General features: G+C 49.7%; 14 protein-coding genes. 13 read left to right on the top strand and 1 reads right to left on the bottom strand.

Going from position 1 to position 18362, the window contains the following annotated elements; genetic code table 11:
* Nucleotides 1–5 precede the first annotated feature (5 nt).
* The 13 genes from PHQ97_08125 to PHQ97_08065 all read left to right on the top strand — a co-directional run bounded on the left by PHQ97_08125 (nucleotide 6) and on the right by PHQ97_08065 (nucleotide 17625).
* Nucleotides 6–710: a hypothetical protein gene (locus PHQ97_08125; GenBank protein ID MDD4392693.1), complete on the top strand. Its 705-nt coding sequence runs from the start codon at nucleotides 6–8 to the stop codon at nucleotides 708–710.
* A gap of 38 nt (nucleotides 711–748) precedes the next feature.
* Nucleotides 749–1099 (top strand): preprotein translocase subunit YajC, encoded by a 351-nt coding sequence (yajC, locus tag PHQ97_08120; protein ID MDD4392692.1) that lies wholly within the window; start codon nucleotides 749–751, stop codon nucleotides 1097–1099.
* Between the two features lie 139 nt (nucleotides 1100–1238).
* On the top strand, nucleotides 1239–2813 hold the full coding sequence (secD, locus tag PHQ97_08115; GenBank protein MDD4392691.1) for a protein translocase subunit SecD: 1575 nt from the start codon (nucleotides 1239–1241) through the stop codon (nucleotides 2811–2813).
* 49 nt (nucleotides 2814–2862) lie between these two features.
* On the top strand, nucleotides 2863–3897 hold the full coding sequence (gene secF, locus PHQ97_08110; GenBank protein ID MDD4392690.1) for a protein translocase subunit SecF: 1035 nt from the start codon (nucleotides 2863–2865) through the stop codon (nucleotides 3895–3897).
* Nucleotides 3898–3938: 41 nt separating this feature from the next.
* Nucleotides 3939–4700, top strand: coding sequence for a tol-pal system protein YbgF (gene ybgF / locus PHQ97_08105; protein MDD4392689.1), 762 nt, complete (start codon nucleotides 3939–3941; stop codon nucleotides 4698–4700).
* A 10-nt stretch (nucleotides 4701–4710) separates the two neighbouring features.
* Nucleotides 4711–5826: a DNA-processing protein DprA gene (dprA, locus tag PHQ97_08100; GenBank protein ID MDD4392688.1), complete on the top strand. Its 1116-nt coding sequence runs from the start codon at nucleotides 4711–4713 to the stop codon at nucleotides 5824–5826.
* Nucleotides 5827–6316: 490 nt separating this feature from the next.
* Nucleotides 6317–8593: a type I DNA topoisomerase gene (gene topA, locus PHQ97_08095; protein ID MDD4392687.1), complete on the top strand. Its 2277-nt coding sequence runs from the start codon at nucleotides 6317–6319 to the stop codon at nucleotides 8591–8593.
* A gap of 258 nt (nucleotides 8594–8851) precedes the next feature.
* The gene (gene ilvD / locus PHQ97_08090; protein ID MDD4392686.1) at nucleotides 8852–10522 is read left to right on the top strand and encodes a dihydroxy-acid dehydratase; all 1671 of its coding nucleotides are present in this window, start codon (nucleotides 8852–8854) and stop codon (nucleotides 10520–10522) included.
* A gap of 109 nt (nucleotides 10523–10631) precedes the next feature.
* Complete coding sequence (gene ilvB / locus PHQ97_08085; protein ID MDD4392685.1) at nucleotides 10632–12317, top strand: biosynthetic-type acetolactate synthase large subunit; 1686 nt, start codon at nucleotides 10632–10634, stop codon at nucleotides 12315–12317.
* Between the two features lie 16 nt (nucleotides 12318–12333).
* Nucleotides 12334–12822 carry an acetolactate synthase small subunit gene (ilvN, locus tag PHQ97_08080; protein ID MDD4392684.1) on the top strand — a complete coding sequence of 163 codons (489 nt, stop codon included), beginning with the start codon at nucleotides 12334–12336 and terminating at the stop codon, nucleotides 12820–12822.
* Between the two features lie 97 nt (nucleotides 12823–12919).
* Nucleotides 12920–13972: a ketol-acid reductoisomerase gene (ilvC, locus tag PHQ97_08075; GenBank protein MDD4392683.1), complete on the top strand. Its 1053-nt coding sequence runs from the start codon at nucleotides 12920–12922 to the stop codon at nucleotides 13970–13972.
* A gap of 153 nt (nucleotides 13973–14125) precedes the next feature.
* Nucleotides 14126–15721, top strand: coding sequence for a citramalate synthase (gene cimA / locus PHQ97_08070; GenBank protein ID MDD4392682.1), 1596 nt, complete (start codon nucleotides 14126–14128; stop codon nucleotides 15719–15721).
* 365 nt (nucleotides 15722–16086) lie between these two features.
* Entirely contained in the window at nucleotides 16087–17625 is a 1539-nt protein-coding gene (locus PHQ97_08065) for a 2-isopropylmalate synthase (GenBank protein MDD4392681.1), read from the top strand.
* A gap of 256 nt (nucleotides 17626–17881) precedes the next feature.
* Here the strand turns inward: PHQ97_08065 and PHQ97_08060 are convergent, their stop codons facing one another.
* Complete coding sequence (locus PHQ97_08060) at nucleotides 17882–18337, bottom strand: ferritin family protein (GenBank protein MDD4392680.1); 456 nt, start codon at nucleotides 18335–18337, stop codon at nucleotides 17882–17884.
* Nucleotides 18338–18362: the final 25 nt, after the last annotated feature.

Genomic DNA, 18362 nt, shown 5'->3' with positions numbered 1-18362 from the left:
CAGCTATGGCGACATTCAAAGGGTTCAACAGACGATTGACCTGTCTGCTGATTATGGCAGTCCTGCTGGTGCTGTCCGGTTGCCAGGGATGCGGGAGCATGGCATCTGTTGAACGTTTTCGCAAATCGTCTGATCCGTATCAGGGAAGCCCTTATCAGGTTGCACTGTCGCAGTGGACCCGGGAAGCCCGGATATATCAGGGGCTGGATGTTAAACTAATTGCATCCGCAACGTACAAATCTCCTGCGTTCAGGCAGGCGTATATCGCCGAATATGCCAGGGCCTATGCCCTGACAGATGCCCGGAAAACCCGTCTGGAAAAAGACCATCAGGCGGCAGCCGGCATGTTTAACGATTTTATTCTTGCCGCTTATGTTCCGGAAAAAGACTGGGATAATTTCAGCAGAAGGGATTCGGCCTGGAGCATGTTTATCATTACCGGCTCAGGTAAACAGGTTCTGCCGGTTGAAATCCGAAAAATAAAAAAACCCGACGCGGTCTTCACGCACTTCTTCCCATATGCCACTCCATGGAAATCGATCTATCTGGTTCGATTTCCAATGCAGGTTACCGGGACACGGGAACCTGTCATCAACGATGATGCTGATGGGACAAAGCTTGTCATTACAAGCGTACTGGGAAAAACGGAAATGGTATGGAGCAGGAACGCAGCCGGCAACCGTCCATCAACTAAAACCGTACAACCATAACAAAACCATACAATCTTATTATCTAAAGGAGGTTTATCTTGACAGGAATCGCTTACGCAATGGGCCAGGGAGGCGCTCAAGGCGCTCAAGGTGGATTTGGAGCATTCATTCCTCTTATTCTGATGTTTGCCATTTTCTATTTTCTGCTGATCAGACCTCAGCAGAAAAAGAACAAGGCCCACGCTGATATGGTTAAAAACCTGAAAAAAGGCGACAGGATTGTTACATCCGGAGGCATTCATGGACGTATCACGTCAGTGGATGAAACGGTTATGACCATAGAGGTAGCTGATAAAGTCCGCATAAAGATCTCCAGGGGCAATGTCTCCTCATTACTTCAGCCTGCACCCGCAGCAAAAGAAGACACCTCCGAAAAAAAAGATGTATAAAATCAAATAACCGAAAGCATCAGGCTGGCAAAGGCTGTGCCTCTCAAACGGCACGAACACAGATTGCGTTTAATGGCTTCTTCCAGCGGGTCATACGGGAAAACAGCTCTATAAGATCTTTGCGGAAAGGAACGGATCAGTGAAGACTCTTTCTTGGAAACATATTATTGTTTTATTAATCACTGTTGCGGCAGTTATTCATATCATGCCAACGGTAAATCCGGCCCTGTGGCCCCACAAAAAAATCAACCTCGGACTTGACTTGCAGGGAGGTATGCATCTTGCCCTCGAAGTCGACACGGAAAAGGCCGTGGAAAGTACTGTGGAACGAATCAGCCAGGAGCTGCGCAACAGTCTTAAGAAAGAACATATCCGGTACACCGGCATTGACCGGGTAGACGGTAATAAAATATCCGTTCAAATCCCTGAAGACAGCAAACAGTCATTTGACCAGATTCTTGGCAAGGAATTCAAACAGTTGCGTCTGATTTCCACTGTCCCGGACAGCGGACAGATCCACATCACAATGGACCTGCCTGACAGAGAAACAATCCAAATCAAAAAACTGGCCGCGGATCAGGCGCTTGAGACGATCAGAAACCGTATAGACCAGTTCGGAGTCAATGAACCGGATATCCGTCGTCAGGGAGAAAATCGAATCCTGATTCAGCTGCCGGGGGTCAAGGAAACAAAAAGAGCCAAAGATATCATTGGCAAAACAGCGATTCTTGAATTCAAGCTCCTGGATGATACGCATGATGTCAATGCGGCGCTCAAGGGCAATGTCCCCCCGGGCAGCCAGATTCTGTATGAAATCAAAGTCGACCCTGCCACATCACGCGAAATCAAAGTTCCTTACCTGCTGAAAAAAGGAACCCTGCTGACCGGGGCCTATCTGACCGATGCCCGGGTTCAGATTGACTCTCAGTACAATGAGCCCTATGTGTCCATTGATTTTGACAAAAAGGGCGCTCGCCTGTTTGAACGGATTACCGAAGAAAATGTGAAAAAACGGCTGGCGATCGTTTTGGACAATAAAGTATATTCGGCACCGGTTATTCAGGAAAAAATATCCGGCGGATCGGCCCGTATTACAGGAAATTTTTCACCGGAAGAAGCCCATGACCTTGCCATCGTCCTCCGCGCGGGCGCGTTGCCGGCACCGGTTCAGGTCATAGAAGAGCGTACGGTCGGCCCCTCTCTGGGAGCGGACTCCATTCGAAAAGGGTTGATGTCCATGATTGTTGGCGGCATTCTTGTGGTGGCCTTCATGGTCCTCTATTACAGACTGTCAGGCTTGATTGCCGATGTCGCTTTGTTCATGAATATTATTCTCATTGCAGCAGGACTGGCCGCGTTCCAGGCAACGCTGACGTTACCGGGCATTGCTGGAATCATTTTGACCATCGGTATGGCCGTAGATGCAAATGTGCTCATCTTTGAACGTATCAGAGAGGAAATGGCCGTAGGCCGATCTCCGCGGGCCGCGGTTGATACCGGTTACCAGCGTGCCACCCTTACCATCCTTGACGCAAACGTCACAACGCTGATTGCCGCACTGGTGCTGTTCCAATTCGGGACAGGGCCGGTGAAAGGATTTGCCGTAACCCTGAGTCTGGGTGTGATTTCCAGCCTGTTTACTTCGCTGATTGTTACACGGATGATTTTTGATTATTTGCTGTTGAAACGGAAAACCCGAACATTGAGCATATAACGGCGCCAAAGAAAATAAGCGTATAATATAAGGATTAAGGATCTCACTCATGCAGCTTATTAAACCCGGTATTCATATAAATTTTATAGAAAAACGAAAAATCGCTTTTACCTTTTCCATGCTTATGATCCTTGCCGGAATCGTATCTCTGATCATTCATCAGGGACCCAAGTATGGAATCGATTTTGCAGGTGGAACCGTCATTCAGATTAAATTGAGCACGGCTGCAACCATCGGTGATATCAAATCGGGCCTCAAATCCATCGGACTGGAAAAATCCTCTGTTCAATCGTTCGGTGAACGGAATACCAATGAATTTCTTATTCATACCGACATAACCGATACGGACGAAAATTATTCCGATACGCTTCAGCAGGCGCTGAAATCATCGACTGGAACCGATGTTGAAATTCGACGAATCGAAATGGTCGGGCCCCAGGTCGGCAAAGACCTGCAGGAAAAAGCCCTTTTTGCCATGTTTTACGCACTGCTGTTTATCACGATCTACATCTCCGGCCGGTTTGAATTAAAATGGATGTTGAGTGGCATCATGGCCGCCGCCCTCATGGCTGCCGTGTATTTCTTTACCCTGTTTAAGGTCAGCATCCCGTTTTTGATTGGCACGGCATTGATCTTATCACTGGTGCTGTTCTGGTTTCTTGAACTCAAATATGCCATGGGAGCCATTGTTGCACTGATCCATGATATCATCATTACGGTGGGAATTTTCTCGATTTTCGATAAAGAATTCTCTTTGCCGATTATCGCCGCGCTGTTGACCATTATCGGTTATTCATTAAACGACACGATCATCGTATTTGACCGCATACGCGAAAACATGAGAAAGCACAACAAGCTACCCCTGGATACGATTATCAACAAAAGCATCAATGAAACCTTGAGCCGAACCCTGCTCACGTCAGGGACAACTATTATCGTTGTGCTGGCATTGTTTGTGCTCGGCGGCGGAATCATCCACGACTTTGCATTTGCCATGCTTGTCGGTGTGGTGATCGGAACCTACTCGTCCATATACGTGGCAAGCCCCATTCTGCTGGCCTGGCAAAACAAGGAGAAAAAATAGGTGTCCAGATCAGCAGATTCAGTGTGACAAGAGGAAGCTTCATGAGGCAGTTTATTAAAATAGCAGGCGTTTTAGCGTTCGCCGGCATATGCCTGTCAGCGTGCGCCATGGCACCGGCAACTGACGATAACGAGCTGCAGGTCCTTCAAAATCAGGCAGATGAGACGAATCAAAAAATCAAGGAAATCTATCACCGGATGTCGGTCATGCAGTTCATGCTCGATAATCATCAGAAAACGATCCATGACCTGGAAAAATGCAACGTTCAGCAGGCGCGACAGCCCCTGGCCGTGGCTGAAACTCAGCCCGTTTTCTCACCGGCTGAAAACATGGATGAAACGGATACCGTCACGACAGATAGATTATCATCATTGCCCGCAGCCTCTCCACCACCATCCCCTGCCGTCAAATCTGTTGCTGAACCGGCAAGGGCGCCGCAGCAACTTTACGACGAGGCCTTATCGACGTATAAACGCAATGATTATGCGTCAGCACTGTCAATGTTTAATTCATTCATCGCACATTACCCGGCCCACGATCTCATCGACAATGCCTTATACTGGTCCGGGGAATGTTTATACTCTCAAAAAAAATTTTCAGCGGCCATTGCCTTTTTTAAAAAAGTGATCGATACATATCCCCGCGGTGGGAAAGCGCCTGACGCTATGCTGAAAGTCGGATATACGTATCTGAATCTTGATGATCCACCCAAAGCGAAGTATTATTTTAAAGAAGTGATCAAATCATACCCGTTTTCATCGGCTGCTGAAAAGGCCGAATTGAAATTGAAGCGAATCAGGTAACTTCAGGGATATGGAAAAAATACTGCCATGGTTTACGCTGAAAAGCGTTCCGGGTATCGGCAATCTGCTCTTTAAACGGCTGATCGATCGTTTTCGATCCCCGGAGTCAGCTCTCAACGCGTCATATGACGAGCTGATTCAGGTTGAGGGGATAACGCATCGGCTTGTTTCCGGAATCAACCGACATAGCCTGCCGGATCATATCAAAAAAGAAATGGATCTGATTCAGAAAAAAGGCTATCAGGTCATCACCCTGACCGATGATGTTTATCCTCCCCGATTACGGGAAATTTATGATCCGCCACCGTTTTTATATGTGTACGGTACGCTGAAAAAAACCATTCGAAACATCGCGGTTGTGGGCGCAAGAAAGGCGACCACATATGGTATGGCGTCGGCCAGAGACCTGAGCATGGCGCTTGCCCGTCACGATTTGACGATTGTCAGCGGCATGGCCCGGGGGATTGATACCGCAGCTCATCACGGCGCACTCATGGCCGGGGGACAAACGGTTGCAGTGCTTGGAAGCGGTCTGGACCGTATTTATCCGGCAGAAAACACAAAATTATTTCACAAAATTGCTGAAAACGGGGCGGTAGTTTCAGAACTGCCACTGCTGACAGAGCCCGAAGCATATCATTTTCCCGCACGAAATCGCATCATCAGCGGCATGTCGCTGGGCACGGTGGTCATTGAAGCTGCCAGAAAAAGCGGCTCTCTGATCACAGCCCGTTTGGCCGCAGAGCAGAACCGGGAAGTGTTCGCAGTTCCGGGCAGTATCCATTCCATGAAAAGTTCAGGCACCCACAGCCTCATCAAGCAGGGAGCCAAGCTGGTCGAAACAGCACATGACATTCTCGAAGAAATCGCGTATATTATTGATGTAACCGATCATAGCGGTATGAAATCAGACAATGCCCATCCGCACCCTGGACTTCCTGACCTGTCAGCTGATGAATCAATGGTTTTCGAATGCCTTGAGGCCTATCCTGTCCATATCGACGATCTTATTTGCAAATCAGCCCTTACGCCGGGAAAACTTCAGGGCGTATTGCTTCAGCTGGAGCTGAAAGGAATGGTTCACCAGTCTGAGGGGAATTATTTTTCTTTGGCGCGAAATGGTTAAGGGGTAAAGGGTGTAGGGTGATGAAAATCATCCATGCTGACCCAATTTTTGCTTTGAAAATTATCACCAAGCTGAAAGCTCAACAGGGCAAACCGGCTGATATTTTTGAGCATTCAGCATTCAGATTCGAGCTTACGCTGAACAGAAATGGAATAATACCCAAAAGCCGGGTTAAGATTGATTTTCATTATCCCAGGGGCGGGCCCCCGTGTCCGCCCGTCGGGCCAAAGGAACAAGAATTAGTGCAGGGGTCACGGTAAATGATATAGGTATAAGAGGGAAAACAGCTGATGGCTGCTAAAATCTGGCCGTAAATACAGAGTGTTTCAGCAGGTAAACGAAAAAAACAGTCGTCAGTTCTCTGGCCTCTGACCTCTGACCTCTGATTTCTGTCTTCTGATTTCTGTCTTCTGATTTCTGACATCTGTCTTTAAATCTCGACTCGCGACTGAGTTTTCGCGACTGACATATATTGTAAGAGGGGAAAGCTTTGGATAAACCACTTGTGGTAGTTGAATCACCTACAAAGGTCAGAACCATAAAAAAATATCTCGGCGATGGCTATAATGTTGTGGCAACGGTGGGTCATATCATGGACCTTCCGTCAAAGGAAATCGGCATCGATATCGAACAGGGGTTCAAGCCCCAGTATGAAACGATTCCCGGGAAGCAGAAGATCATATCCTTGCTGAAAAAAGCGGCCGGCAGCGCCATTGAAATCTTTCTTGCCCCTGACCCGGACCGCGAAGGCGAAGCCATCGCATTCCATACTGCAGATGTATTGAAAAAAAAAGGAAGAAAATTTCATCGGGTTCTGTTTCACGAACTGACCCGCAATGCCATTCATGAAGCGATTTCATCCCCCGAGCCGCTGAACGAACATAAATATGAGGCGCAAAAAGCGCGCCGGATTCTGGATCGGCTGGTGGGTTATCAAATTTCTCCCCTGCTGTGGAAAAAAGTTCAACGGGGGCTGAGCGCCGGACGGGTCCAGTCCGTGGCCGTTCGGATCATCTGTGAACGGGAACGGGCAATTCAGGCGTTTGAACCCGAAGAATACTGGTCAGTCACCGCACATCTTGAAGGCGCTGCGCCGCCGGAATTTACGGCAAAGCTGGTCCGGAAAAACGGCAAAAAAATTAAAATCACCGATCAACTCAGCGCGGATACCATTGTCAAAGCGCTGGCCGATCAACCCTTTACGGTTGATCAAATTATCAGCAAGACAACAAAACGTAATCCCATGCCCCCGTTTACCACCAGCAAGCTCCAGCAGGAATCGATACGAAAACTCAGATTTTCCGCAAAAAAAACCATGATCATCGCCCAACAGCTCTATGAAGGCATTGACCTCGGACCCGGCGAACCGGTGGGGCTGATCACCTATATGCGAACCGACTCCACCCGCATTGCGTCAGAAGCGGCATTAGAAGCGCTGGAGTGGATACGAAGTCAGTATGGCAATGATTATGTCATCGACAAACCCAGAGAATTCAAAAATCGAAAAAAAGTACAGGACGCCCATGAATGTATAAGGCCCTCATCCGTATTGAACTCGCCGGAGCAGGTGGCGCCTCATCTGAATAAGGACCAGTTGGCATTATACACCCTTATATGGCAGCGTTTTGTCGCCTCTCAGATGAAACAGGCCCTCATCAACCAGAACTCCGTACTGATCAAAACCGATGACTGCGAATTGACCGCCAGTGGTTCCACGGTTGCGTTTCCGGGGTTTATGATACTGTACCTGTCCGAGGATGCCAAAGCAGAAAGCGAGATGGAAAAAGACAAAGGCCCCCTGCCACCGCTTTCAAAGGGTCAGGTGCTGAAGCTGAATCAGCTCGTCCCGAAACAGCATTTTACCGCCCCTCCCCCGAGATTCTCTGAAGCCTCCCTTGTGAAAGAACTCGAGGAAAACGGCATCGGACGGCCCAGCACCTATGCAAGCATTTTATCCACCATACGCGATAAAGGGTATGTGGACCTGATGAAAAACTATTTCAGACCCAATGAACTGGGCTTTATTGTCAATGACCTTTTGGTTGAAAGTTTTCCCGATATTTTAAACGTGGATTTCACTTCAAAGATGGAAGACGATCTGGACAAGCTGGAATCTGCCGAAGAAAACACCTGTCAGGTGCTCACACGATTTTATACTCCGTTCAAAACGGAACTGGATGCTGCAACCGAAGGGATGCTCAGTGTCAAAGGCGTCGGAGTGCCAACCCCTCTGAAATGTCCGAAATGCAAGGCGACACTTCATATAAAAATGGGTCGGAACGGTGCCTTTATCGCCTGCAGCAGCTATCCGGAATGTACGTTCACCGGCAATTACCTCCGGGATGAAAAAGGCAATTTTCAACTGATTGAGCCCCCGCCGGATCAGGTTTCAGATCAGATATGTGAAAAATGCGGAAAACCGATGGTGATTAAAACGGGGCGGTATGGTCAATTTTTAGCATGCAGCGGTTACCCGGACTGTAAAAACGCCCGGTCTATGAGTTCAAACGGCCAGGGTGAGGATACCGGTGTCAATTGTCCTGAACCCGGTTGCAGCGGGAAACTGGTTCAGAAAAGCTCCAAACGCGGAAAAATTTTCTACGGGTGCAACCGTTATCCGGACTGCACATTTGCCATCTGGGAAAAACCGATTCCCCGAAAATGCCCGCAGTGCGGCGCCGAGTTTCTGGTTGAAAAAACGACCAAAAAGGCCGGCACATGCATTCTTTGTCTGAATAAAGAATGCGGATTCAGAGAAATGGCTTGACAAGCACAGGCCGGCTTGTTAAACAAGCAGGAATTATTAATATTCAAATGAAGTACACATGTAAAAACTATGAATACAGCAATCATTGTCACCCTCATACTTAGCGTCGTTATTATTAGCCTCGTGGCGGTTCTAATCAGCTGCTGCGGGGAAGAGGCTTGATAATGGCTTAAACTAACTTCTGTCATCTGAACATCAAATCCGTTATCCGCTCTCTCCGAAGCAGATAGCGGATTTTTTTTATGGGAAGGGAAAAAGATGAAAAGCGACATTGCCAAGAAAGGGATTGAAAGGGCACCACACCGTTCTTTGTTTAAGGCCATCGGTTATACCGATACGGAAATCAACCGGCCGCTTATCGGTATTGCCAATTCCGCAAACGCAGTGATTCCGGGTCACGTCCATCTGGATAAAATCGTTGAAGCGGTAAAAGCCGGGGTTTACATGGCAGGTGGAACGCCTGTCGAATTCGGAGTCATCGGCGTCTGCGACGGCATTGCCATGAATCATGTCGGCATGAAATATTCACTGGCCAGCCGCGAGCTGATCGCCGATTCGGTTGAAGTCATGGCAACCGCCCATGCCTTTGACGCTCTGGTACTGGTACCCAACTGTGATAAAATCGTGCCGGCCATGTTGATGGCCGCTGCCCGTATAAATATCCCCGCCATTGTCATCAGCGGTGGCCCCATGCTGCCGGGGAGGTATCCCGGGAAAAAAGGCAATGAAAAAATCGATCTGATCTCGGTATTTGAGGCGGTCGGAGCCGTTCGCTCTGGCCAGATGACCGAAGACCAGCTGGCCGCCATTGAGGATGCGGCCTGCCCGACCTGCGGTTCCTGTGCCGGCATGTTTACAGCCAATTCCATGAACTGTCTGACTGAAGCGATTGGCATGGCGCTGCCCGGCAACGGGACCATTCCAGCGGTCATGTCCGCCCGAATCCGTCTGGCCAAACAGGCGGGCATGCAAATCCTTCATCTGCTGGAGCATCAGATCACCCCTAAAAAAATCATGACGGACAACGCATTCATGAACGCGCTGACCGTAGATATGGCGCTGGGTTGCTCCACCAACACGGTGCTCCATCTTCCGGCCATCGGCCGGGAAGCCGGAATTACGATCGATCTGAATCTGATCAACGACGTCAGCCGGAAAACGCCGCATCTGTGTTCGTTGAGTCCCGGCGGCAAAGACCATCTGGTTGATCTGCACTACGCCGGCGGCATCAGTGCGGTGATGAACGAACTTTCGGGTGCCGGTCTGATCCATACCGACTGCATGACGGTGACGGAAAAAACTGCCGGGGAAAACATACGGCACTGCCCCATTCTCGATACCGATGTTATCCGGCCCATTGCAAATCCGTATCATGCGCAAGGCGGCCTTGCTGTTTTATTCGGAAATCTGGCCCCCCTGGGATGTGTGGTCAAACAATCGGCGGTAAGGGATGAAATGCTTCAGCATCAAGGCCCTGCCAGAGTGTTTGAGTCAGAGGAAGAAGCGACAGAGGCGATTATGGCCGGCCGGATTCAAAAAGGAGATGTCATCGTCATCCGCTATGAAGGTCCGATGGGCGGACCGGGCATGCGTGAAATGCTCACGCCCACATCGGCGATTGCCGGAATGGGCCTTGACGCGCATGTCGCATTGCTCACGGATGGACGGTTCTCCGGTGGCACGCGAGGTGCGGCCATCGGCCATATTTCACCGGAAGCCATGCAGGGAGGCCCTGTAGCCGCTGTCCGGGAAGGTGATCTGATCTCCATCGATATCCCTTCAAAGACTATCCGGCTGAACGTGCCGGATCAGGAAATAAATGATCGATTGGCTGCCTGGACCCCGCCGCCGGCAAAAATAACTCACGGCTACATGGGCAGATACGCCCGGATGGTGTCATCGGCCAATGAAGGGGCTGTGGTCAAATGAGAGATGGGTCAAATCAGCAGGGAGTACCAGACAAACAGAACGAGATCAGGACTGGGAACAGGCGACTGACAACTCCCGCCTGGAAAAACAGATAAGGAATACAACCAGCATGAAACTAACCGGCGCACAAATTTTAATGAAAGTGCTCAAAGAAGAAGGCGTGGATACGATTTTCGGATATCCGGGTGCCGCAACCATCGACATATATGATGAACTGGAACGGACCGATATCCGCCATATTCTGGTTCGCCATGAGCAGGCGGCGGCTCATGCCGCGGACGGATATTCGAGAGCCAGCGGTCGTGTGGGCGTCTGCCTGGTAACCTCCGGACCCGGAGCCACCAATGCCGTTACCGGAATCGCATCCGCGTATATGGATTCGGTTCCCATGGTCATTCTCTGTGGCCAGGTTCCGACCCATCTGATCGGAAATGACGCCTTTCAGGAAGTCGATATTGTGGGTATTACCCGTCCCTGTACCAAGCATAATTATCTGGTCAAAAATACCGAGGATTTGCAGAGGGTCTTGAGGGAAGCGTTCTATATCGCCCGATCCGGCAGACCCGGGCCGGTTCTGGTAGATCTGCCTAAAGATGTGATTAAAAATTCCATCAATTACACATCTACCAAAAAAATTAAATTGCAATCCTACAATCCGAATTATAAACCGAATAAAAAGCAGCTTCAGAAGGTCATCGAACTGATTCAGCAGGCCAAAAGGCCGGTTATCTTTGCCGGCGGCGGTGTCATCCTGTCGAAATCATCCGGGGAGCTGACTGAATTTGCCCGAAAAGCCCGGATTCCGGTTACCGCATCCCTCATGGGGCTGGGGGCTTTTCCGGCTACCGATCCGTTATGGCTTGGGATGCTGGGCATGCATGGCACCTACCGGGCCAACATGTCTACATCCGAATGTGATTTGCTCATCGGTATCGGCGTCCGGTTTGACGATCGGGTAACCGGAAAAACCGATTCGTTTGCCTCCCAGGCAAAAATTGTCCAGATTGATATTGATCCGACCTCCATCCGGAAAAACGTTCACGTGACAATTCCGGTGGTAGGCGATTGTAAAATCAGCCTGCAGTACCTGAACCAGCTCATCGATGAGGTCAAGCTCGGAGATCTGACGGCCACCCGAAAAGACTGGATGGATCAGATTAAGGTGTGGAAGGATACCAACCCGCTGGCCTACTGCCTGAGCGACAGGATCAAACCGCAATATGTGATCGAAACGCTGTATGAACTGACCGGCGGAAAAGCCATCATCACCACTGAAGTCGGCCAGAACCAGATGTGGACTGCCCAGTATTATCATTTTGACCAGCCGGATCATTTTATTACATCCGGGGGTCTGGGTTGTATGGGCTTTGGACTGCCGGCAGCCATCGGCGCTCAGATTGCCTGTCCGGAGCAGCTGGTTGTCGATATTGCCGGTGACGGAAGCATACAGATGAACATTCAGGAACTGGCCACAGCGGTTCAATACGGCCTTCCCGTAAAGGTGGTCATTCTGAACAACGGGTATCTGGGAATGGTTCGGCAATGGCAGGAATTGTTTTATGACAAGCGATATGCCAGCACCAGAATGGATCATACGCCTGATTTTGTCAAACTGGCTGAAGCGTTCGGTGCGGTGGGATTTAAGGCTGAAAAACCCGATGAGGTAAAATCGGTTCTCGAGCAGGGTCTGGCCTGCCCTAAGCCTGTGATTATGAATTTTATCATCGAACCGGAAGAATGTGTCTATCCGATGGTGCCGGCAGGTGCTCCGATTACCGAAATGCTTCTGGTGTAATGTAAGGATATTCGATATGACAGAAGAAAAAAATATACTTTCCATTCTTGTGGACAATGAAGCTGGCGTGCTGTCACGAATCATCGGCTTATTCAGCGGAAGAGGCTATAATATTGAAAGCCTGTGCGTCGCAGAAACGACAGAGGCCGGAGTTTCAAGAATTACCATAGTGACCCAGGCCAATCCGCCGCTGGTTGAACAGATTAAAAAACAACTCAACAAGCTTGTGAATGTGATTAAAGTCCATGAGCTGACCGGAACCGAGTACGTGGAACGGGAAATGGTGTTGATCAAGGTCAAAGCCAAACCCGAAAACCGGGCTGAAATCCTCAGAATTGTCGATATCTTCCGGTGCAGGGTCGTCGACGTGGGAACGGATCATTATACGCTTGAAATCACCGGAGATCAGAGCAAGCTGTCGGCAATCCTCAGTCTTTTAAAACCCATAGGAATCAAGGAAATCGCCCGGACCGGGATTATCGCTCTGTTCCGGGAAGCGAAGTGAAGTGACAGAGGTCAGAGATCAGAGGACAAAGGACAAAGGACAAAGGACATATGTCCGATAACAGATAACAACAGATATAAGGAATAAGGAGAAAAACATGGCAAATATCGATTTTGGAGGCGTTATTGAAGAGGTGATTACTTCTGAGGAGTTTCCTCTTGAAAAGGCGAAAGAGGTTCTGAAAAATGAAACGATTGCCGTCCTGGGCTATGGAATCCAGGGCCCCGGCCAGTCGCTGAATATGAGAGACAACGGATTTAACGTCATCGTGGGACAGAGAAAAAACAGCAAATCGTGGGACCACGCGGTTAAAGACGGTTTTGTTCCCGGCAAAACCCTGTTTCCGCTGGAAGAGGCCGCACGGAAAGCAACCGTCATTCAATATCTTCTCTCCGATGCCGGTCAGATGGCCTTCTGGCCTACGCTCAAAAAATATCTCAACGAAGGCGATGCGCTGTATTTTTCACACGGATTTTCAATCGTGTACAAAGATCAGACCGGCATCATCCCACCGGCCAACGTGGATGTGATTCTGGCAGCGCCCAAAGGCTCAGGCAAAAGCGTCCGGACAAACTTTCTCAATGGAAGCGGCATTAATTCCAGTTTTGCCGTTTTTCAGGACTATACCGGAAAAGCCAAGGATCGTGCGCTGGCCATGGGAATTGCGATCGGCTCCGGGTACCTGTTCTCCACGACATTTGAAAAGGAAGTACACAGTGACCTGACCGGAGAACGGGGTGTTTTAATGGGCTGTCTGGCCGGCGTCATGGAAGCCCAGTACAATGTATTGAGAAAAAATGGTCACAGCCCCAGCGAAGCCTTTAATGAAACTGTTGAGGAACTGACGCAGAGTCTGATCCGGCTGGTGGCTGAAAATGGCATGGACTGGATGTTTGCCGCCACCAGCACCACGGCCCAAAGAGGGGCGCTGGACTGGGCGCCGAAATTCAGGGACGCTGTGGTTCCGGTATTTGATGACCTGTATGACAGCGTGGTAACGGGAAAAGAAACCCAACGGGTACTCGATGTCAACAGTTCACCGGATTATCGTGAAAAACTGGATAAAGAACTGGCTGCGATTAAAAATTCTGAAATGTGGCGGACCGGAGCCGCGGTCCGGGCACTCAGGCCTGAAAACCGAAATAAATAAGAGCGGCTCAATTCGCGCAGCAAGGATATGAGAAGCCACTCGGGCTAATGAGCGGATAAGCGGCCAGGATTTTCTGCTGATTCCTGACAGCTTATCCGCTCAACCGCTTCATCGCATATCCGGCCGGTCAATCCGATCAGGAGAAAGAGACATATGGAACCGATCTATTTGTTTGATACCACCTTACGGGATGGAACCCAGGGAGAAAATGTATGTTTTACAGTCGAAGAAAAATTAATGATCGCTCAGCGGCTGGATGACCTTGGGATTCATTATATTGAAGGGGGATGGCCCGGTTCCAATCCCAAAGATCAGCGTTTTTTTGAACAGGCCCGCAATATTCGATTCAAAAATGCCCGTTTAACCGCTTTCAGCGCTACCCGAAGGCCCGGCATCCCGGCAGCCGAAGATAAAAATTTAACGGCGCTGCTGGAAAGCGGGGCACCGGCCTTGACTGTTTTCGGAAAAAGCTGGGATCTTCATGTCGAAGAGATCATGAAAAACACGCTGGAAGAGAACCTGGCAATGATTCGCGATACGGTCGGTTTTTTAAAGCATCATGACCGAGAGGTCATCTACGACGCGGAACATTTTTTTGACGGGTATAAGCATAACCGGGATTATGCGCTTGAAACCCTGTATGCCGCCATAGAGGGCGGGGCCGACTTCATTGTCCTTTGTGATACCAACGGCGGCACCCTGCCCTTTGAGATAGAAACCATTATCGGCGAGGTATGCGGCAGCATCCCGGAGAGGTTCGGCGCTGAACCGGATCACCTGCCGGTCAACATCGGCATTCATGCCCACAACGATTGCGGACTGGCCGTGGCCAACTCCATTTCAGCGGTCAAATCCGGAGCGGTCATGGTACAGGGCACGATAAACGGCTATGGAGAACGTTGCGGAAACGCGGATCTGACCTCCATCATTCCTGTTTTGAAACTGAAGATGGACTGCCCGTGCATTTCGGAAACGAATCTGAAAAAGCTTAAAAGCCTTTCCCGGTTTGTCAGTGAAATTGCCAACATGATCCCCTTGAATTCAAGGCCCTTTGTAGGCCGGAGCGCATTTACCCATAAAGGCGGCATTCATGTCAGCGCCGTCATGAAAAACCCCAGAACCTATGAGCACACCACCCCGGACCTTGTCGGCAATAAACGTCGGGTACTGATGTCGGATCTGGCCGGCAAGAGCAATGTGGAATACAAAGCCAGGGAACTTGGAATCGAACTCGGGGCCAACGGCTATGACAGCCGGAAAATCGTTTCAGAAATCAAACAGCTGGAAGAAAATGGATATCAGTTTGATGCGGCAGACGGTTCGTTTAAAATTCTGCTGCAAAAGTATACCCAACAGTTCAAGCCCCTGTTTGAACTTAAATCGTTCAGGGTCACGATTGAAAAAGACAAAGACCTGCCGTGCTCGTCCCATGCCACCATCAAAATTTCCGTCGAGGGACAGGAGGAAATCACAGCGGCTGAAGGTCTTGGACCTGTCAGCGCCCTGGACAACGCCATGCGAAAAGCGCTGGACAAATTCTTTCCGGATATTGCTACCATGCACCTGGTGGATTTCAAGGTCCGCGTAATCGATGGACGGGATGGAACCGCTGCCAAGGTCAGAGTACTGGCCCAATCCAGAGATCAGGATCATATCTGGAGTACCATCGGCGTTTCTGAGGACATCATCGAAGCCAGCTGGCATGCGCTGGCAGACAGTTTCCAGTACAAATTATCCAAACTGGAATAATGGGCGCTTCGCTGCAGGAGACGTCTTTCAGAGGGTTGTCAGATTTTTATAACCAAACTGGCTTGGAAAGCACATTATGAACCACTTCTCGAATCAACAAAAGGCCTGGAATAACGCCGCAGGGTTTCATGTTTCTCCCGCCCTGCGGTCCATGCTCATTGTTTTGCCTTCCGCAAAAAAAGACGGCCGGGCGGCCGGCCTTTCCGCTTTACTACGGCTGCTGTAAATCCTTTGGTCAAAACACGGTTTCACTTTTTCACCCGGCAACGTCATGAAAACCGATACCGGCCATGAAATCGTATACACCCATGCCGACTTGTTTCGATTGACCGCGTTTAATTTGTTACATTTAAAGGAGCAAAACAATGACTGATAGAGTATATATTTTTGACACCACGTTAAGAGACGGGGAGCAATCCCCCGGGGCCAGTATGAATACGGCTGAAAAAGTCCGCGTGGCCATCCAGCTGGAAAAACTCGGGGTTGATATCATGGAAGCCGGATTTCCTGCGGCATCTGAAGGAGACTTCGAAGCGGTCGCAGAAATTGCGGCAAGAATCAAACAGGTAGAGGTAGCGGCATTGTGCCGAACGCGAAAAGAAGATATTGACCAGGCATGGGGTTCGGTTTGTCACGCAGAAAAGCCCAGAATCCATACGTTTATCGCCACCTCGGATATTCATATGAAATACAAACTGAACATGTCCCGGGACGAAGTGGTTCAGGCGGCCGTAGATGCGGTAAAATATGCCAGAACGTTTACCGGAAATGTCGAATTTTCTGCTGAGGACGGATCGAGAACTGACCGGGATTTTCTCTGTAAAATTTTCGAAGCCGCTATAGCCGCCGGCGCCACCACCGTCAATTTGCCCGATACGGTCGGCTATGCTGTCCCGAGTGAATTTGCGGAACTGATAAAATATGTCATGGCCCACACCCCTGATATTCATAAAGCCATCGTCAGCGTTCACTGCCACAATGATCTGGGGCTGGCGACCGCCAATACGCTATCGGCCATCTGCGCCGGTGCAAGGCAGGCGGAAGTCACCGTTAACGGGATTGGAGAGCGCGCCGGAAACACGTCTCTTGAAGAGCTGGTCATGGCTCTGCACACCAGAGGCAACCGGTTTCCGCTGTCAACCGGCATCCAGACCGAGCAGATTTATCCCACCAGCCGACTGGTGAGCATGACCACCGGTATCATGGTGCAACCCAATAAAGCCATCGTCGGATACAACGCCTTTGCCCATGAGGCAGGCATCCATCAGGACGGGGTACTCAAAAATCCCATGACCTATGAAATCATGAAACCCGAAACGGTAGGCATCAGCACAAACCGCCTGGTTCTGGGTAAACATTCCGGAAGACACGCGCTGGACGACCACTTAAAAACACTGGGATATGACCTGAGCAAAGAGGAACTCAAACAGGTATTTATCAAATTCAAGGACCTGGCCGACCGGAAAAAGTACATTCTGGATGAAGATCTGGAAGTAATTATTTCTGAAGGAATCCTGAGGACCGCGGACACGTTCCGTCTGGAATACCTTCATGTTGCCAGCGGCACTACGGTACTGCCCATGGCCAGTGTCAAACTGTCCATAAACGATCGGTCCGTTCAAGGGGCCGGTTATGGAAACGGACCCATTGATGCGGCTTTTAATGCCATAGCCAAACTGGCAGGCACTGAGTCGGAACTGTTGAGATTTTCCATCAGCGCCTTGAGCGGTGGTACGGACTCGCAGGGCGAGGTTACCGTCCGGCTGCGCGAAAACGGTCTGATCGCCATCGGCAAGGGGGCTGATCCGGATATCATTACGGCAAGCGCCAAGGCATATATCAACGGACTCAACCGGCTGGAATATCTCAAATCCCATCCGGTCGTCGGGCACAGGGAGATGTAAAAAAAGGGGTATGGGGTATGGGGTATAAGGTATAAGGGGAAAGGGTATAGGGGGAAAGGGTTAAGGTACAGGATAAAAACAACTATTGATCTATGAAAGTACGAACGTAGGGGCGGCCCCCCGTGTCCGTCCGTTGGGTCAAGGGGCACGGTTTACGGTGTATAATTTATGAAAAAGCCGGACTGGGTGCTGATGAGGTCTGAAATCCCCCCTCAATTTCTCAAGATATGAGGATTAAGGGGGGATTTTTGAAGGGTTAGTCGCCTGACTCGGCCATGAAGTCATCATACAGGGTTTCGAGTTTCAGTTTATGCTTGCCCTCTTCCTGGGCCAGAATATGAAAAAGATTTTTCACGACTTCCTGATGGGCATGTTTCTCCAGCTCCAGATACATATTCCGGGAATTTTCTTCCCGTTTCATTCCGACCCTGAGAATATCCCGATAATTCATTCCCTTCTCGTATTCCAACTCCACCAGAAAATCACTTCGCTTCAGGTTGGCTATCGTTTCAAACTTGTAGTCCGAGATGGCCTGGCTTCCGATGTTTTCAAGCATGGTCTTGTGTTTTCGTTCTTCACTGGCAAACGTTTTCAACATTTTTCTGGCCCCTGAAAAAGATGCCTCATCGCTGGCCTGATCATAGAAAGCGGCTGCCTCAACTTCCTTTTCAATGGCAAAATCGATAACGGCCTGAAAATCTTCAAACATCATGTGTCTCTCCTTTCACCGATATAAA

The organism is Desulfobacterales bacterium, assembly GCA_028704555.1.
Lineage (GTDB): Bacteria > Desulfobacterota > Desulfobacteria > Desulfobacterales > JAQWFD01 > JAQWFD01.
This window is presented reverse-complemented; position numbering and strand designations above follow the sequence as displayed.